General features: G+C 73.1%; 18 protein-coding genes and 1 rRNA gene. 4 read left to right on the top strand and 15 right to left on the bottom strand.

What is annotated here, in order from left to right; translation table 11 throughout:
* Positions 1–89: 89 nt before the first annotated feature.
* Both ACGH52_RS09355 and ACGH52_RS09360 read right to left on the bottom strand, forming a co-directional pair.
* Positions 90–725 (bottom strand): NUDIX domain-containing protein, encoded by a 636-nt coding sequence (locus ACGH52_RS09355; protein WP_399938563.1) that lies wholly within the window; start codon positions 723–725, stop codon positions 90–92.
* Between the two features lie 85 nt (positions 726–810).
* Complete coding sequence (locus tag ACGH52_RS09360) at positions 811–2,460, bottom strand: CTP synthase (protein WP_059299770.1); 1,650 nt, start codon at positions 2,458–2,460, stop codon at positions 811–813.
* Positions 2,461–3,044: 584 nt separating this feature from the next.
* On the opposite strand from ACGH52_RS09360, the gene ACGH52_RS09365 reads away from it, so the two are divergent.
* Complete coding sequence (locus ACGH52_RS09365; protein WP_171987093.1) at positions 3,045–4,847, top strand: glycoside hydrolase family 15 protein; 1,803 nt, start codon at positions 3,045–3,047, stop codon at positions 4,845–4,847.
* Positions 4,848–5,166: 319 nt separating this feature from the next.
* Here the strand turns inward: ACGH52_RS09365 and ACGH52_RS09370 are convergent, their stop codons facing one another.
* A complete protein-coding gene (locus ACGH52_RS09370) occupies positions 5,167–6,120 on the bottom strand; it encodes an LLM class F420-dependent oxidoreductase (protein WP_399938565.1) in 954 nt (317 codons plus the stop codon).
* A gap of 89 nt (positions 6,121–6,209) precedes the next feature.
* On the opposite strand from ACGH52_RS09370, the gene ACGH52_RS09375 reads away from it, so the two are divergent.
* The gene (locus ACGH52_RS09375; protein ID WP_399938567.1) at positions 6,210–7,856 is read left to right on the top strand and encodes a PucR family transcriptional regulator; all 1,647 of its coding nucleotides are present in this window, start codon (positions 6,210–6,212) and stop codon (positions 7,854–7,856) included.
* A 31-nt stretch (positions 7,857–7,887) separates the two neighbouring features.
* Here ACGH52_RS09375 and ACGH52_RS09380 read toward each other — a convergent pair whose 3' ends face one another.
* The 5 genes from ACGH52_RS09380 to ACGH52_RS09400 all read right to left on the bottom strand — a co-directional run bounded on the left by ACGH52_RS09380 (position 7,888) and on the right by ACGH52_RS09400 (position 13,219).
* Complete coding sequence (locus ACGH52_RS09380; RefSeq protein ID WP_399938569.1) at positions 7,888–9,036, bottom strand: glycosyltransferase family 4 protein; 1,149 nt, start codon at positions 9,034–9,036, stop codon at positions 7,888–7,890.
* 277 nt (positions 9,037–9,313) lie between these two features.
* The gene (gene recN / locus ACGH52_RS09385) at positions 9,314–11,032 is read right to left on the bottom strand and encodes a DNA repair protein RecN (RefSeq protein ID WP_076973673.1); all 1,719 of its coding nucleotides are present in this window, start codon (positions 11,030–11,032) and stop codon (positions 9,314–9,316) included.
* 171 nt (positions 11,033–11,203) lie between these two features.
* The gene (locus ACGH52_RS09390) at positions 11,204–12,109 is read right to left on the bottom strand and encodes an NAD kinase (protein WP_059299775.1); all 906 of its coding nucleotides are present in this window, start codon (positions 12,107–12,109) and stop codon (positions 11,204–11,206) included.
* Positions 12,106–12,921: a hemolysin gene (locus ACGH52_RS09395; protein ID WP_059299776.1), complete on the bottom strand. Its 816-nt coding sequence runs from the start codon at positions 12,919–12,921 to the stop codon at positions 12,106–12,108. Before ACGH52_RS09395 ends, ACGH52_RS09390 begins: the two co-directional genes overlap by 4 nt.
* 7 nt (positions 12,922–12,928) lie before the next feature.
* On the bottom strand, positions 12,929–13,219 hold the full coding sequence (locus tag ACGH52_RS09400) for a hypothetical protein (protein WP_059299777.1): 291 nt from the start codon (positions 13,217–13,219) through the stop codon (positions 12,929–12,931).
* A gap of 42 nt (positions 13,220–13,261) precedes the next feature.
* Here ACGH52_RS09400 and ACGH52_RS09405 point away from each other — a divergent pair, with 42 nt between their 5' ends.
* Entirely contained in the window at positions 13,262–13,609 is a 348-nt protein-coding gene (locus ACGH52_RS09405; RefSeq protein WP_059299778.1) for an SCP2 sterol-binding domain-containing protein, read from the top strand.
* Here the strand turns inward: ACGH52_RS09405 and ACGH52_RS09410 are convergent.
* From ACGH52_RS09410 to ACGH52_RS09425, 4 genes are all read right to left on the bottom strand, one after another.
* Complete coding sequence (locus ACGH52_RS09410; RefSeq protein ID WP_399938572.1) at positions 13,593–14,468, bottom strand: ABC transporter ATP-binding protein; 876 nt, start codon at positions 14,466–14,468, stop codon at positions 13,593–13,595. The genes ACGH52_RS09405 and ACGH52_RS09410 overlap by 17 nt on opposite strands.
* On the bottom strand, positions 14,465–15,502 hold the full coding sequence (locus ACGH52_RS09415) for an iron chelate uptake ABC transporter family permease subunit (RefSeq protein ID WP_107487790.1): 1,038 nt from the start codon (positions 15,500–15,502) through the stop codon (positions 14,465–14,467). Before ACGH52_RS09415 ends, ACGH52_RS09410 begins: the two co-directional genes overlap by 4 nt.
* A gap of 50 nt (positions 15,503–15,552) precedes the next feature.
* Entirely contained in the window at positions 15,553–16,599 is a 1,047-nt protein-coding gene (locus ACGH52_RS09420; RefSeq protein WP_076973677.1) for an iron ABC transporter permease, read from the bottom strand.
* A 112-nt stretch (positions 16,600–16,711) separates the two neighbouring features.
* Positions 16,712–17,743, bottom strand: a complete 1,032-nt coding sequence (locus ACGH52_RS09425) for an HAD hydrolase-like protein (RefSeq protein ID WP_399938574.1) — start codon at positions 17,741–17,743, stop codon at positions 16,712–16,714.
* 72 nt (positions 17,744–17,815) lie between these two features.
* Here ACGH52_RS09425 and ACGH52_RS09430 point away from each other — a divergent pair, with 72 nt between their 5' ends.
* Complete coding sequence (locus tag ACGH52_RS09430) at positions 17,816–19,108, top strand: DUF1015 domain-containing protein (RefSeq protein WP_399938576.1); 1,293 nt, start codon at positions 17,816–17,818, stop codon at positions 19,106–19,108.
* 94 nt (positions 19,109–19,202) lie between these two features.
* Here the strand turns inward: ACGH52_RS09430 and ACGH52_RS09435 are convergent, their stop codons facing one another.
* The 3 genes from ACGH52_RS09435 to rrf all read right to left on the bottom strand — a co-directional run bounded on the left by ACGH52_RS09435 (position 19,203) and on the right by rrf (position 21,309).
* Positions 19,203–19,943 (bottom strand): tetratricopeptide repeat protein, encoded by a 741-nt coding sequence (locus tag ACGH52_RS09435; RefSeq protein ID WP_210977491.1) that lies wholly within the window; start codon positions 19,941–19,943, stop codon positions 19,203–19,205.
* Positions 19,835–20,953 (bottom strand): hypothetical protein, encoded by a 1,119-nt coding sequence (locus ACGH52_RS09440; RefSeq protein WP_399946692.1) that lies wholly within the window; start codon positions 20,951–20,953, stop codon positions 19,835–19,837. The genes ACGH52_RS09435 and ACGH52_RS09440 overlap by 109 nt, the downstream gene beginning before the upstream one ends.
* A gap of 239 nt (positions 20,954–21,192) precedes the next feature.
* Positions 21,193–21,309, bottom strand: a 5S ribosomal RNA gene (gene rrf / locus ACGH52_RS09445).
* Between the last annotated feature and the right edge of the window lie 22 nt (positions 21,310–21,331).

Genomic DNA, 21,331 nt, shown 5'->3' on the forward strand with positions numbered 1-21,331 from the left:
GAGCCCCCGCCAGGCGGCATCGCGGGGCGCCCGCCGACCACGCGGACCGGCCGCCCCGGCTCCCGTACCGCTGGGTACCTGACCGTTCCCTACGCCTCGAAGGGCCGCGCCGGCCACGGCGCCAGGGCCGGGCGCAGGGCGTCGAGCCCGTCGCCCCGCTCGGCGGCGACCAGCGAGAGCACGCCCACGACCAGGCAGTTGTTGTGCAGCTCGCCCGCGAGCACGCCCCGGACCAGGTCGGCGACGGGCACCCGCTCCAGCTCCATGTCGGCCTCTTCGTCCTCGACCTCGAAGCGCTCACCGGCGGCCTCGGACAGGTCCCGGGCGAGGAAGATCCGTACGGCCTCGTCGCAACCGCCGGGGGTGGTGTAGACGTCGGTCAGCACCCGCCAGTCCTCGGCCTTGGCGTGCGCCTCCTCGTACAGCTCGCGCTGGGCGGCGTGCAGCGGGTTCTCGCCGGGGACGTCGAGCAGTCCGGCCGGGATCTCCCACAGCTTCTCGCGCACGGGGTGCCGGTACTGCCGGATGACCAGCACCCGGCCCTCCGCGTCCAGGGCGAGGACGGCGACCGAGCCGGGGTGGACCTGGTAGTCGCGGGTCACGACCGAGCCGTCGGGCATCACCACGTCGTCCGTGCGGACCGAGGTCTTCTTGCCCCGGAAGGGGGTCTGGCTGCCCCGGATCTCCCACTCCTCGGGAGTGTCCTTGATCGTGCTGCCCGTCATGCCTGACCTGCCCTTCCAGACGTACGCGAAAGCCGGGGCCCGCGCCGTTGAGTGCGCGCGCCCCGGCCACCGTACAACTGGTGTGTTACTTCGACGTCTTCCGCTCGACCGCGGCCTTGACCAGCCCGGCGAAGAGCGGGTGCGGGCGGGTCGGACGCGAGCGCAGCTCCGGGTGCGCCTGCGTGGCGACCAGGTAGGGGTGGACGTCGCGCGGGTACTCGACGTACTCGACGAGCTTGCCGTCCGGGGAGGTGCCCGAGAAGAGGATGCCGGCCTTCTTCTCCAGCTCCGCGCGGTAGGCGTTGTTCACCTCGTAGCGGTGGCGATGCCGCTCCTCGACGTACTCCTTGCCGTCGTAGACCTCGCGCACGATGGAGCCCTCGGCCAGCTTCGCCGGGTACATGCCGAGCCGCATCGTGCCGCCCATGTCGCCCTCGCCGGCCACGATGTCCAGCTGCTCGGCCATGGTGGAGACGACCGGGTGGGCGGTGGCGGGGTCGAACTCGGTGGAGTTGGCGTCCGCGATGCCGGCCAGGTTGCGCGCGGCCTCGACCACGATGCACTGCAGGCCGAGGCAGAGGCCCAGCAGCGGGATCCCGTTCTCACGGGCGTACTTGATCGCGCCGACCTTGCCGGTCACACCGCGCTCGCCGAAGCCGCCGGGGATGCAGATCGCGTCGACGTCGCCGAGCTGCGCCTTGGCACCGGCCGGGGTCTTGCAGTCGTCGGACGTGACCCACTTGATCTTCACGCGGGCCTTGTTGGCGAAGCCGCCCGCGCGCAGCGCCTCGGTGACCGAGAGGTAGGCGTCGGGCAGGTCGATGTACTTGCCGACCAGGGCCATGACGATCTCGTGCTCGGGCTTGTGCACGCGGTCGAGCAGGTCGTCCCAGGTCGTCCAGTCCACGTCGCGGAACGGCAGGTCCAGCTTGCGGACGACGTAGGCGTCCAGGCCCTCGGTGTGGACGACCTTGGGGATGTCGTAGATGGAGCGGGCGTCGGGGCAGGCCACCACGGCCGCCTCGTCGACGTCGCACATCAGCGAGATCTTGCGCTTGATCGCGGTCGGGACCTCGCGGTCGCAGCGCAGGACGATCGCGTCCGGCTGGATGCCGATGTTGCGCAGGGCGGCGACGCTGTGCTGGGTCGGCTTGGTCTTCAGCTCGCCCGACGGGCCGATGTAGGGCAGGAGGGAGATGTGCACGACGAACACGTTGTCCCGGCCGACCTCGTGCCGGACCTGGCGGACGGTCTCCAGGAACGGCAGCGACTCGATGTCGCCGACGGTGCCGCCGACCTCGGTGATCACGACGTCGACCTCGTCCGTCGCCATGCGGCGGATGCGGTGCTTGATCTCGTTGGTGATGTGCGGGATGACCTGGACGGTGTCGCCCAGGTACTCGCCGCGCCGCTCTTTGGCGATCACCGTGTTGTAGACCTGGCCGGTGGTGACGTTGGCCGAGCCGTCGAGGTCGCGGTCGAGGAAGCGCTCGTAGTGGCCGATGTCCAGGTCGGTCTCGGCACCGTCGTTGGTGACGAACACCTCACCGTGCTGGAAGGGGTTCATCGTGCCGGGGTCGACGTTCAGGTACGGGTCGAGCTTCTGCATCACGACGCGCAGGCCCCGGGCCTTGAGCAGCATGCCGAGGCTGGAGGCGGTGAGCCCCTTGCCGAGCGAGGAGGCGACACCCCCGGTGACGAAGATGTGCTTGGTCGTCGAAGATTTGGGCGGCATGGCCAAGAGGGGGCTCCCGTGGTCGCGGTCTGGGGTGCGGTGCGTTCGTCCTCCGCCCCGGTCGTCCCGGGTGTCGTCGGCGGCGCCGTCGCTGCGGTTCCGGGGTTTTTCTCCCACCGGTCCACGGGCTACCAGCGTATCAGCGCCTCGGGGCGATGGCGTCCGGCCACCCTCCGCGCACGCACGGACACGCAGGTGGGACCGTTACCGTTTCCTCACCCGGCGGTCACCCGTTCGGCGGACCCGGGTTGCCCGGAGCGGCACACAGATCATCTACGTGCGTCGTATCCTGCTCGGACGTTCGCTGCCGAGCCCGCCCGGCGACATGGCACCACCCCTCGCCCGTCAGCACCGGAACAACGAGAGCTCGTCAGTTCGTTGAGCAACAATTGTCGTTCGGGGCACCACGTTTGGCTGCACGGCCGGACGGCTGCTTTGCTTCATCACTCAACGAGGCATGGCACACAGGACAGACATCCTCGACACACATCCCCTGACACAGACCCTGACCCCACCCTTGACCGCTGACCGCACTAGCGACCGCCCCCATGCGGGGTGACGTGGCCGTTCGACTGGAGTTGCACGTGGCCGGGCGCATCGAAGACTACGCACTCATCGGAGACATGCAGACCGCTGCCCTGGTCTGCCGGGACGGCACAGTCGACTGGCTGTGCCTGCCCCGCTTCGACTCGCATGCCATCTTCGCCGGCCTGCTGGGCACCGGGGAGCACGGTTTCTGGCGGCTCGGCCCCGCCTACGCGCCGGGCGCCGAACCGCCCACCTCGGCCCGGCGGACCTACCGCGGCGACTCGCTGATCCTGGAGTCCGAGTGGGACACCCCGCGCGGCACCGTCCGGGTGATCGATTTCATGCCGCCGCGCGACGGCGCGCCGCAGCTGATCCGGATCGTGGAGGGCGTCTCCGGCCGGGTGCCGATGCGCTCGGAGCTGCGGATGCGGTTCAGCTACGGCCGGGTGGTCCCCTGGGTGCACAAGCACGAGGGCCGCACGGTGGCCGTCGCGGGCCCGGACTCCGTGTGGTTCGACACGGAGGCGGAGACCTACGGCAAGGCGCTGACCACGTACGCGGACTTCACGGTGGCGCCGGGTGACCGGATCGCGTTCACGATCTCGTGGGAGCCGTCGCACAAGGAGCCGCCGGCGCTGCCGGAGCCGGAGCAGTCGCTGGTGGCCACCGAGGACTTCTGGCGCGACTGGGTCGAGCACTGTACGTACCACGGGCCCTACCGGGAGGCCGTGGTGCGCTCCCTGATCACGCTCAAGGCCCTGACGTACGCCCCCACCGGCGGCATCGTCGCCGCGCCCACCACCTCCCTGCCGGAGGAAATCGGCGGGGTGCGCAACTGGGACTACCGCTACACCTGGCTGCGCGACGCGGCGATCACGCTCTCCTCGCTGCTGCGCACCGGTTACCGCGAGGAGGCCCGCGCCTGGCGCGAGTGGCTGCTGCGCGCGGTCGCCGGCGACCCCGAGAACCTGCAGATCATGTACGGCATCGCCGGCGAGCGGGAGCTGGGCGAGGCGGAGCTGGACTGGCTGCCGGGCTACGAGGGCTCCGGCCCGGTCCGGGTCGGCAACGGCGCGGCCCACCAGCTCCAGCTGGACGTCTACGGCGAGGTGACCGAGGCCCTGCACCTGGGCCACATGACGGGCCTGGCCCGCAACGACTACGCCTCGGTGCTCCAGCTCAAGCTGATCCGCTACCTGGAGTCCCACTGGCACGAGCCGGACGAGGGCATCTGGGAGGTGCGCGGCCCGCGCCGCCACTTCGTGCACTCGAAGGTGATGGCCTGGGTCGCCGTCGACCGCACCATCAAGCTGATCGAGTCCGGCGACGCGGACGGTCCGCTGGAGCGCTGGAAGCAGCTGCGCGACGACATCCACCGGGACGTGTGCGAGAAGGGGTACGACAAGGAACGCAACACCTTCACGCAGTCCTACGGCTCCCAGGAGCTGGACGCCTCCCTGCTGCTGATCCCGCAGATGGGCTTCCTGCCGCCGGACGACAAGCGGGTCATCGGCACCATCGAGGCCATCCAGCGCGAGCTGTCCACCTCGGACGGCTTCATCCTGCGCTACCCGACGGACGGCAAGGACGAGGGCGTGGACGGCCTCCCCGGCGACGAGGGCGCGTTCCTCGCCTGCTCGTTCTGGATGGCCGACGACCTGGCGATGATCGGCCGCGTGGACGAGGCCCGCAGGCTCTTCGAGAAGCTCCTCTCCCTCCGCAACGACCTCGGCCTCCTGGCCGAGGAGTGGGACCCCCGCCTGCAGCGCCAGGTCGGCAACTTCCCCCAGGCCTTCAGCCACGTCCCCCTGATCGACACGGCCCTGAGGCTGACGGCGAGCGGGGCGTACGGGGGCTGAGCCCAGGGGCTGGGAGCGGGTCTGAGCACCGGGTGCGGGGTACTACGGCCCCGCACCGGACGCCCGCGCGGCGCCCAGGCGCACCGGACGGCCGCCGGTGCCCCGGCCCACGGCACCGAGCCGACCGAAGCCGCGCCTGCGGTCACCAACGGCCCACGGCGGGCCGGGACGGGGCCCTGACGCTCCCGACCCCCATGGTGGCGGCCCGCCACTCGTGGCCCGGCACACCAGACGACCACCGGTCCCCCGGCCCACGGCACCAGCCGACCAGAGCTGCGCCCGCCGTCACCAACGGCCCACGGCGGGCCGCCCACGTCGGTCAGGGAGCCAGTGCCGTCAGGGTGCGTTCTCCGCCCGGGTCGCCGGTCGTCGCCGGTACCAGGGCGATTTCGTCCAGGCCGGCCTCCGCGTACACGTCCATCCGGGCCCGTACGGTGTCGCGGTCGCCGATCAGGCCCACGGTGGCCGCCGCCTCCTCCGGCAGCGCCCGCAGCAGGACGTCCGCGTCGGCTCCCGTGCGGGCCAGCGCGACCGCCTCGCCGAAGCCGGCCTCCTCGAACATCTCGCGGTAGCCGGGCACCGTGAGATACCCCACGACGCTGCGCATGACCTGGGTGAGGGAGGCGGGGTCCGGGTCGACGGCGGCGGGGACCCAGGCGGCCAGCACCGGCGGGGTCCGTCCGGCCTCGCCGGACGCCGCGAGCAGCTTGCCGCGCAGGACCCGGACCTGCTCGGGCGAGACCACGTCGAGGAGCATGCGGTCGGCGTACCGTGCGGCGACGGAGATCGCGCGCTCGCCGAAGGCCGCCACGGTGAGCGGACCGCCCGGCGGCCGGTGGCGGCGCGGGAAGGCGCTGCCGGGCACGACGGGCTCGCCCGGCACCCCGTGGAGAAGGTCCCGCAGCGCCGCGGCGGTCGCCTCCAGCGTGGCCGCCGGACGTTCCCGGGCCCGGCCGTGCACCCCCTCGACGACCCGCTTGCTGGACGTGCCCAGCGCCACACCGACCGGGCGCCCGGTGACCGCGGCGACCGAGGCGGCGCCCCGCGCGATGCCGTGCGGGTCGCGCACCGACACGGCGACCGGCCCGGCGGTGAGCGCGACCCGCCGCGTGCCCGCCCCGACGGCCGCGGCCAGCACGAACGCGTCCCAGGTCGGCCCCTCCCCCAGCCACACCTCGGGGTATCCCAGCCGGTCTGCCTGATGTGCCACCCGCAGGGGCTCGTCGAGGGGGCTGGCGTCCTCACGTGCGGCGGCCACGACGGTGATCTCCATGTCCGGTGCCCTACCCAGCGGACGCCTGCCGACCCGGGGGAGGCCGGGTGGATGTCCCGCGCGGGGCCTTGCCGGGTAGCGTCCGGCTCATGGACAGCGGCATGAACAGCGGATTCGACACGCACGGCGCCGGGATCACCGTGCGTCGGGCACTGGAACTGCCCGGGCTGCGCAGCGGTCTGCCGGAGATCCTCGCGGGCGCCGACCGCATGCAGCGCACGGTGCGCTGGGTGCACGCCGGTGAAGTGCCCAACATCGCCTCGCTGCTCAAGGGCGGCGAACTGCTGCTGACCACCGGGTACGGCCTCGGCACCCGCCCCGCCGAGCAGCGGGCGTTCGTGCGCACGCTGGCCGAGCGCGGTATCGCGGCGCTCGTCGTGGAGCTGGGCCCGCGCTTCGCCCGGCTGCCGGCGGCGTTGGTCGACACGGCCCGCGCGGCCGGGCTGCCGCTGGTGCAGCTGCACCGCGAGGTGCCGTTCGTGACGGTCACCGAGGAGATCCACACCGAGATCGTCAACGGCCACTACACGCTGCTCCAGCGGGCCGAGGAGGTGCACCGCCGCTGCACCGAGGCCCTGCTGGGCGGCGGCGGAGTGCCCCAGGTCCTCGCCATCCTGGCCGACTTCGCCGGCAACCCGGTCTTCCTGGAAACCACCGACGGCCGCCTGCTGTACGCCGCCGGTTCCGGCCCCGAGGGCGCCGACCCCCTCCAGGTCTGGGAAGGGCTGCGGGGCCCGCACAAGGAGGCGCCGCCCCCGGCGGGCTCGGTCCTCGTGGACGTGCCCGGCGGCGGACCGGGCACGGGGTCGGTCCGGGCCCGCCTCGTCCTGCTGCCCGTACGGTCCTCACCGGCGCCGGTGCACCGGATGGCGGCGGAGCGGGCGGCGGGCATCCTCGCCGTGGTGCTGATGCAGGCGCGGCAGGAGGAGGAGCTGGCCGCGCGCGGGCGGGGCGACTTCCTCACCGACCTCGCCGAAGGCCGGATCACCGCGCAGGACGCCCCGGCGCAGGCCCGGGTCCTGGGCTTCAAGCCGGGCTCGGGACCGCTGCTGCCGGTGGTGATGCGCCTGGGCGACGCCCTGTCCCCGGCCGGCGGCGGCTGGGCGGTGCTGGCGCGCGCGGTCGCCGAGGAGCTGGCCTCGGTGGGAGTGCCGGTCCTGCTGGGGGTGCGGCCGGTGGAGGGCCGCGTCCCGCTGCTGCTGGGGCTGCGCTCGGAGTCGGAGCGCGCGGCCGTCGCCGACCGGGTCGCGGCGGCGCTGCGGGCGGGCGTGGAGCGGGCAGGGATGCGCCGGCCGGGGGCGCAGCCGCCGGTCGTGGTCGTCGGGGTGCCCGGCGGCTGGGCGGCGGCCTCGGCGAGTCTCAGGCACGCGGCGGAGACGGCGACCGCGGCGCAGGGCCTGACCGACCGGCCCTGGTACGACGCCCGGCGCCTGGACATCGACCTGCTGCTGTGGCGGCTGCGCGACCACCCGGACCTCGCGGCGTTCGTGGACCGGGCGATCGGCCCGCTGCGGGACCACGACGAGCGCTCGAAGCCGCCGCTGCTGCCCACCCTCCAGACGTACCTGGCCCACGCCGGCCGCAAGGCGGAGACGGCGCGCGAACTCCACCTCAACCGGCAGACGCTCTACAACCGGCTGGCCCGGATCGGGGAGTTGCTGGGCACGGACCTCGACGACCCGCAGACCGTACTGGCGTTGAGCCTGGCCCTGCGCGCCCGCCGGCACGTGCCTTAGGGCCTGTCCGGCGGAGCCCGCGGGCGGGTGCCTAGAGCAACGGCGTGGGCTGCGTCAACTCGTCGTAGATGCTCAGCACCTGGGCGACGGTCTCGTCCTCGGTCGGCCAGGTGGCCGCCTGCCGTGCGCCCCGCTCCCGCAGCTCGTTACGCCGCGCGGGGTCGGCGAGCAGACGGACCACGGCGTCGGCGAGGGCCTCGGCGTCCCCCGGCGGCACGAGTTCGGCGGCGTCGCCGACCAGCTCGGGGATGCCGCCGACAGCACCGGCGACGAGCGGCACGCGCGCGTGGAGCGCCTCCTGGGCGAGCACGGAACGCCCCGGCTCGCGGCGGCTCGGCAGCAGCGCCAGGTCGGCCGCCGCCAGCAGGTCGGGCACGTCGTCGCGGCTGCCGACGAGCACCACCGGCAGCCCCTCGCCCTCGATCCGCCCCTGCAACTCGCCGCGCAGCGGCCCCTCCCCGGCGACCACGACCAGCGGCGCCGGGTCGAGGCGGCGCCACGCGCGCGCGGCGTCGAGCAGGACGTCGTACCCCCGGTGCGGGTCCAGGGAGCCGACGGCGACCAGCAACGGGCGGTCGATGACGCCGAGTTCGGCCCGGACCTTGGGCCGCAGCCGGTCGGGGTCCTCGGGTCCGGCGGGCGGGTCCGGCCGGGCGGGAAGCGCGACGGGGCCGAGACGGGCGTCCCGCGCGCCCGTGCGCCGCGCCCCGTCGACCAGCTCCGAGGTGGCGCCGAGCACGACGGTGGCGGCCTTCAGCACCCGCCGCTCCAGCACGCGCAGCAGCTGGCCACGGGCCCCTTCGGCGTGCGCCCGGTCGTGCCAGGTGACGACGAGCGGGGTGCGCACGCGCCGCCCGCTCAGTGCCAGCACGGCCCGGAAGGAGGCGTGCAGTCCGTGCGCGTGCACCAGGTCGGCCTCGGCGCACACCGTCCGCAGCGCGGCCACCGAGACGGGGTCGCTGCTGCGCGGCACGTGCACATGGTCGGCCCCGGCGCCCGTGAAATCGTAGGTGCGCTCCGCATCAAAGGGGGCGCACACCGTCACTTTCACGCCCCGTGCGACGAGCCCCGCGGCCAGTGAGCGCACGTGCGCGCTGCTGCCGGCGTTGCCGCCGCCCAGGACCTGCACGGTGCGCAGCGGCGACTGGCCGTGCGGTGAGTGGCTGCTCACGGGGGTCACCTGGCCGCGGCTCCTGGTTTCGGCGGGGGACGGTCACGAAGAACGTACAGAAGGATGGTGCGGACGGGGCGCGCCGGGCGGATTCCGGTGCGCTGCTCCGTCAAGGATGCCAGGCCGCACGGGTGTTCCGGGAACGACGACCGCCACGACCGGACGACCGACGGGGCAACGACACGACACCGTCCCACCCGTACAAGTGAACGTCACGCCGACGCACACCGCCCCGCCCGGGACGCAGGTCCAGGAGGCCGACACGCCCGCTCGGACGCCGGAGTCCCTACCGGTCCGCCCGGGCCGTCTCCAGCAGTTCCTCCGCGTGGGCGCGGGCCGTCTCCGAGTCCTCCTGGCCGGCGAGCATCCGGGAGAGTTCCCGCACGCGGTCCTCGCCCTCCAGGACCTTCACCCCGGAGCGGGTGACCGAGCCGTCGTTCGTCTTCTCCACCAGCAGCTGCCGGTCGGCGAACGCGGCCACCTGCGGCAGATGCGTGACGACCACGACCTGCGCGCTCTTCGCCAGCCGCGCCAGCCGCCGCCCGATCTCCACCGCCGCCTTGCCGCCGACTCCGGCGTCGACCTCGTCGAACAGGTACGTCGGCACGGGATCGGTGCCCGCGAAGACGACCTCCACGGCCAGCATCACGCGCGACAGCTCACCACCGGACGCGCCCTTGGCGATCGGCCGCGGCGGCGCGCCGGGATGCGGGGCCAGCAGCAGCTCCACCTCGTCGGCGCCCGACGGCCCGCAGGCGACCGTCCGCCCGCCGACCTCGACGCCCTCCGGGTCCTCGGTCTGCCGGATCTCGAACGACACGCGCGCGTGGGGCATGGCCAACGACGCCAGCTCGGCGGTCACCGCGGCCGCGAACCGCTCGGCGGCCTCGGTGCGCGCGTCGGTCAGCGCCTGGGCGAGCCCGCCCAGTTCCGCCCGCAGCGCGTCCCGCTCGGCGGTCAGCTCGCCGATCCGCTCGTCGTCCCCGTCCAGCTCGGTCAGCCGCGCGGCGCTCTGCTCGGCCCAGCTCAGCACGGCCGCGATGTCCTCGCCGTACTTCCGGGTCAGCGCGGTCAGCGCGGCCCGGCGCTCCTCGACCGCCGCGAGGCGCAGCGGATCGGCGTCCAGGTCGTCGGCGTACCCGGCGAGTTCCCCGGCCACGTCGCGCAGCAGGATGCCGACCTCACCGATCCGCTCGGCGAGCGCGGCCAGCGCCGGGTCGTGGGACCGTACGGCGTCCAGGGCCCGCTGCGCGCCCGCGACGAGCGTGGAGCCGTCCACGCCCTCGGGGTCCTCCGGGTTGCCCGCCAGGGCGGCGTGGGCGGCCGTGGCGGCCGACGCGAGTGCCTCGGCGTGTCCCAGCCGCTCCGCCTCCTCCGCCAGCTCCACGTCCTCACCGGCGCGCGGCTCGACGGCCGCGATCTCGTCGAGGCCGTAGCGCAGGAGGTCGGCCTCCTGGGCGCGCTCACGCGCGCGCGTGGTGATCTCCTCCAGCTCCGTGGTGACGGCCCGCAGCCGTCGGTACGCCTCGGCGTACTTGGTGAGCGGTCCGGCGACCGCGTCGCCCGCGTACCGGTCGAGCGCCTGCCGCTGCCGGGACAGCTTGAGCAGCCCCTGCTGGTCGGTCTGCCCGTGCACGGCCACCAGCTCGTCGGCCAGCTCGGCGAGCATCCCCACCGGCACCGTCCGCCCGCCCAGATGCGCGCGCGAGCGCCCCTCGGCGGACACGGTACGGCTGATCAGCAGCGCCCCGTCGTCCAGCTCGGCCCCGGCCTCCTCGGCCCGGACGGCGGCCGCGGCGTCGCCGGGCACGGTGATGCGCCCCTCGACGACCGCGCTCTTCGCCCCGATCCGCACGAGCGCCGCGTCCGCGCGTCCGCCCAGCAGCAGGCCCAGGCTGGTGACCACCATGGTCTTGCCGGCACCCGTCTCACCGGTGACAGCGGTGAACCCGGGCGACAGCTCGACCACGGCGTCGTCGATGACCCCGAGCGACCGTATCCGCATCTCCTCAAGCACGGACACGACCTTACGAGGTCCGAGCCCGGGAGTGCGACCGGCCCGCCCTTGTCACCCAGGGGAGTGGACGCGCCCCCTCAGGGGCGCGGGGAACTGCGCGAGAACCACACACGACCCGCACACGCCGTACCGCCGGCGGCCCTACGGCGCTGCTGCGCGCTAATGGGGGGCGCCGCGCCATCCAGAAACCGGCAACGCGAACTTCGCCACCAACCGGTCCGTGAACGACGCGTGATGCAGTCGAGCCAACCGCACCGGCACCGCCCCCCGCCGCACCTCCACCCGCGCCCCCGGCGGCAACTCCACCGTCCGCCGCCCGTCACACCACAACACCCCCGGCGGGACATGCGGCAGCACCTCCACGGCGAGCACCGAGTCCGGCGAGGTCACCAGCGGCTTCGCGAACAGCGCGTGGGCACTGATGGGCACCATCAGCAGCGCCTCCACCTCGGGCCACACCACGGGGCCCCCGGCCGAGAACGCGTACGCCGTCGACCCGGTCGGCGTCGACAGCACGATGCCGTCGCAGCCGAACCCGGTCACCGGCCGGCCGTCGATCTCCAGCACGACTTCCAGGAGCTTCTCCGCGCCCGCCTTCTGCACGGCCGCCTCGTTCAGCGCCCAGTCGGTGTGCACGATGTCGCCGTTGCGGTGCACGACGACGTCGACGGTCATCCGCTCCTCGACCTCGTAGGCCCGGCTCACCACCCGGTCGACGACCTTGTCCAGGTCGTCGCGCTCGGCCTCCGCGAGGAAGCCGACCCTGCCCAGGTTGACGCCGAGCATCGGCACGCCCGAGGCGCGGGCGAACTCGGCGCCGCGCAGCAGCGTGCCGTCGCCGCCCAGCACGATCAGCAGCTCGCACCCGTCCAGGCACTGCGGAGTGGCCTCGCCGACCAGCTCCACCTCGCCCGGCAGCGGCAGGTCGCGCGCCTCGGCCTCCAGGACCCGTACGCCGATCCCGGCCCGCAGCAGCCCCTTGACCACCAGCTCGGCGCTGCGCACGGCAGCGGGGCGCCCGGTGTGGGCGAGCAGGAAAACAGTACGCGCTCGGTTCTGTGTCAACGCGGCCCCTCCGCCACTGCACGATCGACATCCGCCGGGTCCAGTTCACCGGCCCCGGCCCGCAGCCACAGAAAGTACTCGACGTTCCCGGAGGGACCGGGCAGCGGACTGGCGGTGACCCCCTTCACCCCGAGCCCCAGCTCCCAGGCCTTCCGCGCCACTGTCCGCACGGCCTCGGCCCGCAGCTCGGCGCTGCGCACCACTCCCCCGCTGCCGAGCCGTTCCTTGCCCACCTCGAACTGCGGCTTCACCATCATCACCAGGTCGGCGTCCGGCCGGGTGCACCGCACCAGTGCGGGCAGTACCAGTCCGAGCGGGATGAAGGACAGATCCCCCACGACAAGGTCCACGGGCTCCCCATCGATCGCTTCCGGCGTCAACTCGCGTACGTTCGTACGGTCCTTGACGGTGACGCGTTCATCCTGCTGAAGACTCCACGCGAGTTGCCCGTATCCGACGTCCACGGCGACGACGTGCGCGGCGCCCGCCCGCAGCAGTACGTCGGTGAAGCCGCCGGTGGAGGCACCGGCGTCCAGCGCCCGCCGCCCCTCGACGACGAGGCCCTGCGGTACGAAGGCGGCGAGTGCCCCGGCGAGCTTGTGGCCGCCGCGCGAGACGTAGTCGGGGTCGTTGTCGTCGGCGGTCACCACGATCGCGGCGGCGGTCTCGACCTGGGTGGCGGGCTTCGTCGCGACGGTCTTGCCGACGGTGACCCGCCCGGCGGCGATCAGCTGGCTCGCGTGCTCGCGCGAGCGCGCCAGCTTGCGGCGGACCAGCTCCGCGTCGAGACGGCGGCGTGCGACTCCTGCCACGTTCGGTTCAGCTCCTGTGTTCGTGCGGGGACGGGGGCGCCGGCGGTCCCGGGCGGGCGTCGAGCGCGGTGAGCGCGTCGCGCAGCCCCCGGTGTACATCCTCGTACACCTCCACGTGTCCGTCGGTGGCCAGGTGGTCGGCGTCGGCCAGCCGCGCCAGCCGGGCGTCGACCTCGGCGTCCCCGGTGGGGGCGCGGGGGACGTCCAGCGGGGCGGGGGCGGCCGGCTCGTACCCGGGGTCCGGACGGGCGCCGGGCTCCGTCTCCTCGGGCTCCGGCTCCGGTACTGCGTCGCTCATGCCCCGACGCTACCGCGTGGCGCTGGGGTACGGTCGGTCCCGATGGCGACGACTGAGGAGTGCCGTGCCGCACTCGACAAGCTCTCGGACAACATGCGCGGCGCCGAAGGGGACGTGCGGTCGGCCACCGAGCTGGACCGCTCGGTGAGCTGCCACATCACCGACCTGGACGTCACCTTCGCCGGACGCATGGCGGACGGCCGCATCGACGTGCGCGAGACCCTGGAGGGCCCGCCGCGCGAGAAGGCCGAGATCAGGCTGGCGATGACCGGCGACGACCTGGTGGCCCTGGTGGCGGGCGAACTGAACTTCGCCAAGGCGTGGGGCTCGGGCCGGGTGAAGCTGGAGGCGGGCCTGCGCGACCTGTTCCGGCTCAGGAAGCTCCTGTAACGGCCGCCTTCTCCAGCTTGGTACGCCCCTTGCGAGCGGCCGGCACCACCAGCGGCGTACCCGTCTCCGGGTCGTCGATGACCTGGCAGCGCAGCCCGAAGACCCGCTCGACCAGGTCGGCGGTGACGATGTCCTTCGGCGCGCCCTCGGCGATGATCTCCCCGCCGCGCAGGGCGATGAGGTGGGTGGCGTAGCGGGCGGCGTGGTTGAGGTCGTGCAGCACGGCCACGAGGGTGCGGCCCTGCTCCTCGTGCAGCTGCGCGCACAGGTCGAGGACGTCGATCTGGTGCTGGATGTCCAGGTACGTCGTCGGCTCGTCCAGGAGCAGCAGCGGGGTCTGCTGGGCGAGTGCCATGGCGATCCACACGCGCTGGCGCTGTCCGCCGGAGAGTTCGTCGACGTAGCGGTCGGCCAGCTCGGAGATGCCGGTCTGGGCCATCGACTCCTGGACGACGCGCTCGTCCTCGGTCGACCACTGGCGCAGGATGCCCTGGTGCGGGTAGCGGCCGCGGCCGACGAGGTCGCCGACGGTGATGCCGTCGGGCGCGATGGAGGACTGCGGGAGCAGGCCGAGGGTCCGGGCGACCTGCTTGGCGGGCATCGACTGGATGACCGACCCGTCGAGCAGCACCCGGCCCTGACTCGGCTTGAGCATCCGGGACAGGGCACGCAGCAGCGTGGACTTGCCGCAGGCGTTGGGGCCGACGATCACCGTGAAGGAGTTGTCGGGTATCTCCACCGACAGTTGCTCCGCGATGACCCGCTGGTCGTAGGCGAGGGTGACGTTCTCGGCGGACAGGCGGTTCACGTTGCTCCTTTGGTTGTTCGACCCGCCGCGGTGGCCGGTGCCGGCGCTCATATCCGGCCCGCCTTGCGCTCGGTGACCAGCAGCCACAGCAGGTAGACGCCGCCGAGGACGCCGGTGACGACGCCGACGGGCAGTTGGTCGGCTCCGAAGACCCGCTGCGAGATGAAGTCCGCGCTGACCAGCAGGGCGGCGCCCATGCACAGGGACGGCACCAGGTTGGGGCCCGGCGAGCGGGTCAGGCGCCGGGCGAGCTGCGGCGCGGTGAGCGCGACGAAGCTGACCGGTCCCGCGGCGGCGGTGGCCGCGGCGGTGAGCAGTACGGCGGCCACCATCAGCAGCGCCCGCACCCGCTCGACGCGCACCCCGAGGGCGTACGAGATGTCGTCGCCCATCTCCATCATCCGCAGCGCCCGCCCGTTGGTGAGCACCAGCGGGACGAGTACGGCGCACAGCGCGAGCAGGGGCCAGACCTGGTCCCAGTCGCGGCCGTTGAGGGAGCCGGTCATCCAGACGACGGCGCGGGAGGCGTCGACGATGTCGGCGCGGGTCAGCAGGTAGCCGTTGACCGCCGTGACGATCGCGGACACGCCGATACCGACCAGGACCAGTCGGTATCCGTGCACGCCTCGCTTCCAGGCGAGCAGATAGATGGCGATGCCGGTCACCAGGCCGCCGACGAGCGCGCCGACGGTGACCTGGGCCGAGCTGCCGGAGAAGAGGACGATCATGATGAGCGCACCGGCCGTCGCGCCCTGTCCGAGGCCCAGGACGTCCGGACTGCCGAGCGGGTTGCGGGAGATGGCCTGGAAGAGCGCGCCGCCGACACCGAGCGCCCCGCCGACCAGCAGTCCGACCAGGACCCGCGGCAGCCGCAGCTCGTTGACGATGAACTCCTGCCCGGGGTTGCCCTGGCCGACCAGGGTCTTCAGTACGTCCGCGGCCGGTATGTCGAAGTCGCCGGTGCCGATCAGCAGCACGCTCGCGGCGAGCGCGAGGAGCAGCAGCGCCGCGACCACCACGGTGGCCCGCACGTCCAGGCGCAACGACAGCCCACCCGGGCTGCGCACGGCCCGGTTGCTCTTCACGGTCTTCGCACTCTTCGCGGCCTTCGCGGCCTTCGCGGTCTTCCCGTTCTTCACAGCTGGGCCGTCCTCCGCCGTCGTACGAGAAAGATGAAGACCGGCCCGCCCAGGACGGCGGTGACGATGCCGACCTGGAGTTCCGAGGGCCGGGCGACGATCCGGCCGAGGACGTCCGCGCCGAGCAGCAGCACCGGGGACAGGATCGCCGCGTACGGCAGGATCCAGCGCATGTCGGGTCCGGTGAAGGAGCGGACGATGTGCGGGATCATCAGCCCGACGAACACGATCGGCCCACAGGCGGCGGTCGCGGCCCCGCACAGCACGGTCGCGGCGAGCATGGACAGCGCCCGGGTGCGGTTCAGGTTGGCGCCGAGCGCCTTGGCGGTGTCGTCGCCCATCTCCATGGCGTTGAGCGGCCGGGCGAGCGCGAGGGCGAGGACCGTGCCCACCACGAAGAAGGGCAGCACCTCCTTGATGGTCCCGTTCGTCGCCGAGGCGAGCGAACCGACCGTCCAGAAGCGCATCCGGCCCAGCGCCGCGTCGTCCATGATCATCACGGCCTGGAGGTAGCCGAAGAGCGCGGCGCTGATCGCGGTCCCGGCAAGCACCAGCCGCACCGGTGTGGCCCCCCGGCTGCCGCCCAGGAACCAGACCAGTGCGCCGACCCCCGCCGCACCGGCGAAGGCGAACCACACGTATCCGGTGAGCGAGGTGACGCCGAAGAAGGTGATGCCCGTGACGACGGCCGCCGAGGCGCCCGCGTTGATGCCGAGCAGTCCGGGATCGGCCAGCGGATTGCGGGTCAGCGCCTGCAGCACGGCTCCCGCGAGGCCGAGGGCGGCGCCGGCCAGCAGGCCGAGGACGGTGCGCGACAGGCGCTCACCGACCACGACGTCGCCGTAGGTGCCGGAGTCGTGGAAGAGGCCGTGCCAGACCTGTGCGAGGGACAGGTCCTTGGCGCCGATCGCGATGCTCGTCAACACGATGAGCACCAGGACCGCGACGGAGACGGGCAGCCCCGCGGCACGCAGGACGCGGCGCTTGGAGGGCGGCGCGGGAGCGGTCTCCGCGCGCTGTTCGGGGGGACTGTCGACCAACACGCAGTTAGGTTAGCCTACCCTGCCAATCGATCACGATTCCCGATGACTGCCAGGAGGCCCCCGGGCCGCGTCCGTCCCACCCGTGAACGGGCGTCTTCCCCGTACGCCGCCGTCACAATCCCAACCGCGCCAGCGCCTTCTCCGAGTCCAGCCCGCACCCCCGCTCCCCGCCCGCCGTCCAGGCCGCCGCGCACAGCGCACGCAGCCCGTCCAGCGCCGCGCCCTCGCCGTCCAGCTCCAGCCGCTCCCCGCCTGCCCTCGCCGTCCAGCCTCCGCAGCGGAAGCCTCCCTCCGCGTCACCCGTGATCTCCGGCTGCCCGGTGAGCAGCCCGCGCAGATCGGCGTCGACATACGTCGGCCGGTGCTGCGGCGGCGCCGCCAGCAACTGCGCCCCGTCGGTCACGCCGGTCAGGACGAGCAGCGAGTCGACCTCCCCGTTGAACGCGCCCTCGATGTCCGTGTCCAGCCGGTCGCCCACGACCAACGGGCGCTGGGCGCCGGTCCGCAGGATCGTCTCCCGGTGCATGGGGGGCAAGGGCTTCCCCGCGACCTGCGGCTCGGCACCGGTCGCGATCCGCACGACCTCCACCGCCGCGCCGTTGCCCGGGGCGATGCCGCGGGCGCCCGGGATGGTCAGGTCGGTGTTGGAGGCGTACCAGGGGACGCCCCGCGCGATCGCGTAGCAGGCCTCGGCGAACCGGCCCCACGGCAGCTCGGGACCGCCGAACCCCTGCACCACGGCCGCCGGATCGTCCTCGGCCGACTCCACGGGCTCCAGACCGCGTTCACGCAGCGCCACGCGCAGCCCCTCACCGCCGATCACCAGCACCCGTGCCCCCGAGGGCACCTGCTCGGCGATCAGCCGGGCCACCGCCTGCGCCGACGTGATGACGTCCTCGGCCCCCGTCGGTATGCCCAGCTCGGTCAGGTGCGCGGCCACCGCGTCGGGAGTCCGGAGCGCGTTGTTGGTGACGTACGCCAGGCGCATGCCGCCGGCGTGGGCCGTGGCGAGGGAGTCGACGGCGTGAGCGATCGCGTTCCCCCCGGCGTAGACCACGCCGTCCAGGTCGAGCAGCGCCGTGTCGTAGGCCTCGTTCAGACCCCGCCCACTGCCCTCGGGCCTCGTCCTGACGCTCCGGCTCATTCCGCATCGCTCCTCGTTCGTCGCCTTTCCCCCGATCATCCCCCATGCCACTGACACACGTACGATGCCGGGATGAACTCTGCAGGTCACCCGGAAGCAACGGCGCGCCGGGGCCTGGAACTCACCCCGTTCCGAGGCCTTCGTTACGACCCCGACCGGGTCGGCAGCCTGGCCGCCGTGACCTCCCCTCCCTACGACGTCGTGGTCCGCCCCGACGGCCTGCTCCACCTCGAGTCCGCCGACCCGTACAACATCGTCCGGCTGATCCTGCCCCAGGCCGCCACGCCCGAGGCGCGCAACGAGCAGGCCGCGCGCACCCTGCGGCGCTGGACTGCGGAGGGCATCCTGACCACCGACCCCGAACCGGGCCTGTACGTCTACGAGCAGCGCGACCGCGAAGGCATGCTGCAGCGCGGCGTCATCGGTGCCCTGCGCGTGTCGGACCCCGACGAGCGGGTGGTCCTGCCGCACGAGGACGTCATGCCCCACGTCGTCGCCGACCGCGCGGCACTCATGCGGGCCACCCGGGCCAACCTGGAACCGCTGCTCCTGACCTACCGCGGCGACGACGAGGCGCCGGCCACCACCGCCCTCGTGGAACGCACCGCCGGACAGCCGCCGCTCCTCTCCACGACCACGGAGGACGGCTACTGCCACCGCCTGTGGTCGGTCACCGACCCGGACACCGTGGCCCGCGTCCGGGCCGAGCTGTCCCGGCACCAGGCCCTCATCGCCGACGGCCACCACCGCTGGGCCACCTACCGCACCCTCCGCGCGGAACACCCTTCACCCAGCCCGTGGGACCACGGCCTGGTCCTCCTGGTCGACACGGCCCGCTACCCGCTGCGCGTCCGCGCCATCCACCGGCTGCTGCACGGTCTCCCGGTGCGCGACGCAGTGGCCGCCCTGGACGGGCACTTCCGCGTCCGCCGCCTGGACACACCGCTGGGCGCGTCCCTGGAAACCCTGGCGAAGGCGGCCGACGCGGGCAACGCCTTCCTCCTCGCCGGCGACGGCGGCTTCCACCTCGTCGACCTGCCGGAGCCCGGTCTGCTGGCCCGCACGATTCCCACCGACCGGCCCGAGGCCTGGCGCACCCTGGACGCCACCGTCCTGCACGCCACACTCCTCGCCCACGTCTGGCACGTCCCCGACGACTCGGCGGCCCACATCACCTACATCCACGAGACGGCGGCCACCGTCGAGAAGGCCGAACGAGACGGCGGTACGGCGGTGCTGATGCACCCGGTCCGCGAGGAGGTCGTCCGCGACCTGGCCCGGCAGGGCGTCACGATGCCCCGCAAGTCCACGTCCTTCGGCCCGAAACCGGCCTCGGGCCTGGTGCTGCGCACACTCGACACCTGAGACGCCCTGACGACACGCCGAAGGGGGCGGGACCGTGAACCGGTCCCGCCCCCTTCGACACGCCGTCAGGCAGTCAGTCCGTCAGCCCGTTGTGTCAGTCCTTGTCCCGGTCCTCGGCGGCAGGGCTCTCCCCGCCGTCGCTCTCGGACTCGTCCTCGTCCATGGCGTCCATGAACTCCACGCCGTCCAGCTCGGCGAGCCGGTCGGAGGCGTCCGTGCTGCCGTCCCGGTCCGACTCCACGGCCTTCGCGAACCACTCCCGCGCCTCCCCTTCCCGGCCTGCGGCCAGCAGCGCGTCGGCGTAGGCGTACCGCAGCCGCGCGGTCCACGGCTGTACGGAGTTGGAGGCCAGCTCGGGGCTCTGCAGCGTCACGATGGCCGCGTCCAGCTGCCCCATGTCACGCCGGGCACCGGCCGCCACGAGGCGCATCTCGACCTGACCGGCCTTGTCCAGCTTGTGCACCTCAGGGGCACCGGCCATGTCCAGCGCCTTCTCCGGCCGGCCGAGCCCACGCTCGCAGTCGGCCATGACCGGCCACAGCTCCACGGACCCGGTCATCCGCCGCGCGGCCCGGAATTCGGCCAGCGCCTCGCCGTACTTCTGGTTGGCATACGCCGCGAACCCGGCCGCCTCCCGTACGGCGGCGACTCGGGACGCCAGGCGCAGGGCCACCCTGGAGTAGCCGTACGCGCCCTCCGGGTCCTCGTCCAGCAGCCGCGCGACCATCACCAGGTTCCTGGCGACGTCCTCCGCGAGCGTCTTGGGCAGGCTCTGCAGCTCCTGCCGTACGTCCTTGTCGATCTCGTCGCCCGTGACCTCCTCGGGAATCGGCAGGCGCTTGATCGGTTCGCGGTCACGGTCCCGCTCCTCACGGAAACGGCCACCGCCGCCACCGTGCCGGTCGTCACGCCCCCGGTAACCGCCGGGCCGCCCACCCCGGTCGTCACGCCGGGGACCACGGCCGCCGCGGTCGTCCCGCCCGCGGAACCCACCGCGGTCGCCACCCCGCTCACCACGGTTGTCGTCCCGCCGGAAGCCACCACGATCGCCCCGGTCGTCACGGCGGAAGGGAGGCCGGTCGCCACCCCTGTCATCCCGCCGGTCGTCACGCCGGAAGGGGGGACGGTCGCCACCACGGTCGTCACGTCGGTCGTCACGCCGGTACGAGGGACGGTCACCGCCACGGTCGTCACGCCGGTCGTCACGCCGGAAGGACGGACGGTCGCCACCACGGTCATCACGACGGTCGTCACGCCGGTACGAGGGACGGTCACCGCCACGGTCGTCACGTCGGTCGTCACGCCGGTCGTCACGCCGGTCGTCACGCCGGAAGGACGGACGGTCACCGCCACGGTCATCACGTCGGTCGTCACGCCGGAAGGACGGACGGTCCCCACCACGGTCGTCACGCCGGTCATCGCGACGGTACGAGGGACGGTCGCCCCCACGATCGCGATCGTCACGACGTCCGTAACCACCACCACGGCTGTCCTCACGCCGACCGTCACGGCGGTCGTCACGCCGGTCATCACGCCGGAAACCACCGCGCGGCCCACCACGGTCATCACGACGGTCGTCACGTCGGTCGTCACGCCGGAAGGGAGGGCGCTCGCCACCACGGTCATCACGGCGGTCGTCACGCCGGTACGAGGGACGGTCACCGCCACGGTCATCACGACGGTCGTCACGCCGGAAGGACGGACGGTCCCCACCACGGTCGTCACGACGGAAGGACGGACGGTCGCCTCCACGATCGCGATCGTCGCGGCGAGGGCCACGGTCGCGGTCGTCCCGGCGGAAGCCGCCACCCTGTCCGCCACGGGCGTCGCCGCCCCGGCGGTCATCACGGCGGAACCCACCACGGTCACCGCGCTGACCCCTGCGGTCACCGCGGTCACCACTGTCCCGTCGCCGCTGGTCGCGCTCCGGTCGGTCGTCGGGAGAGTTGGTGGTCATCGGTGACTCCTGTCTTCGGTACTGCAAGTCATTCTCGCGCAGCCGGCTACCCGGTGCGCCCTGGAAAAACGAAAGGACCCCTGGTCCCCAGCTGAACGCTGGGGACCAGGGGTCCTTTCCAAAGATTGTTCGGCGGCGTCCTACTCTCCCACAGGGTCCCCCCTGCAGTACCATCGGCGCTGTAAGGCTTAGCTTCCGGGTTCGAAATGTAACCGGGCGTTTCCCCTACGCTATGACCACCGAAACCCTAATGGTTTCGAGCGAAC

The organism is Streptomyces sp. BBFR25, from assembly GCF_044590125.1.
Taxonomy (GTDB): Bacteria; Actinomycetota; Actinomycetes; order Streptomycetales; family Streptomycetaceae; genus Streptomyces; species Streptomyces canus_D.

Excerpts from the sequence above, each read along its gene's own strand:
- ACGH52_RS09355 (WP_399938563.1), bottom strand. The coding sequence starts at position 725 with ATGACGGGCAGCACGATCAAGGACACTCCCGAGGAGTGGGAGATCCGG.
- ACGH52_RS09360 (WP_059299770.1), bottom strand. The coding sequence starts at position 2,460 with ATGCCGCCCAAATCTTCGACGACCAAGCACATCTTCGTCACCGGGGGT.
- ACGH52_RS09405 (WP_059299778.1), top strand. The coding sequence starts at position 13,262 with ATGGCGACGACTGAGGAGTGCCGTGCCGCACTCGACAAGCTCTCGGAC.
- ACGH52_RS09425 (WP_399938574.1), bottom strand. The coding sequence starts at position 17,743 with ATGAGCCGGAGCGTCAGGACGAGGCCCGAGGGCAGTGGGCGGGGTCTG.
- recN (WP_076973673.1), bottom strand. The coding sequence starts at position 11,032 with ATGCGGATACGGTCGCTCGGGGTCATCGACGACGCCGTGGTCGAGCTG.
- ACGH52_RS09410 (WP_399938572.1), bottom strand. The coding sequence starts at position 14,468 with ATGAGCGCCGGCACCGGCCACCGCGGCGGGTCGAACAACCAAAGGAGC.
- ACGH52_RS09440 (WP_399946692.1), bottom strand. The coding sequence starts at position 20,953 with ATGACCGCCGGGGCGGCGACGCCCGTGGCGGACAGGGTGGCGGCTTCC.
- ACGH52_RS09430 (WP_399938576.1), top strand. The coding sequence starts at position 17,816 with ATGAACTCTGCAGGTCACCCGGAAGCAACGGCGCGCCGGGGCCTGGAA.
- ACGH52_RS09375 (WP_399938567.1), top strand. The coding sequence starts at position 6,210 with ATGGACAGCGGCATGAACAGCGGATTCGACACGCACGGCGCCGGGATC.
- ACGH52_RS09370 (WP_399938565.1), bottom strand. The coding sequence starts at position 6,120 with ATGGAGATCACCGTCGTGGCCGCCGCACGTGAGGACGCCAGCCCCCTC.
- ACGH52_RS09400 (WP_059299777.1), bottom strand. The coding sequence starts at position 13,219 with ATGAGCGACGCAGTACCGGAGCCGGAGCCCGAGGAGACGGAGCCCGGC.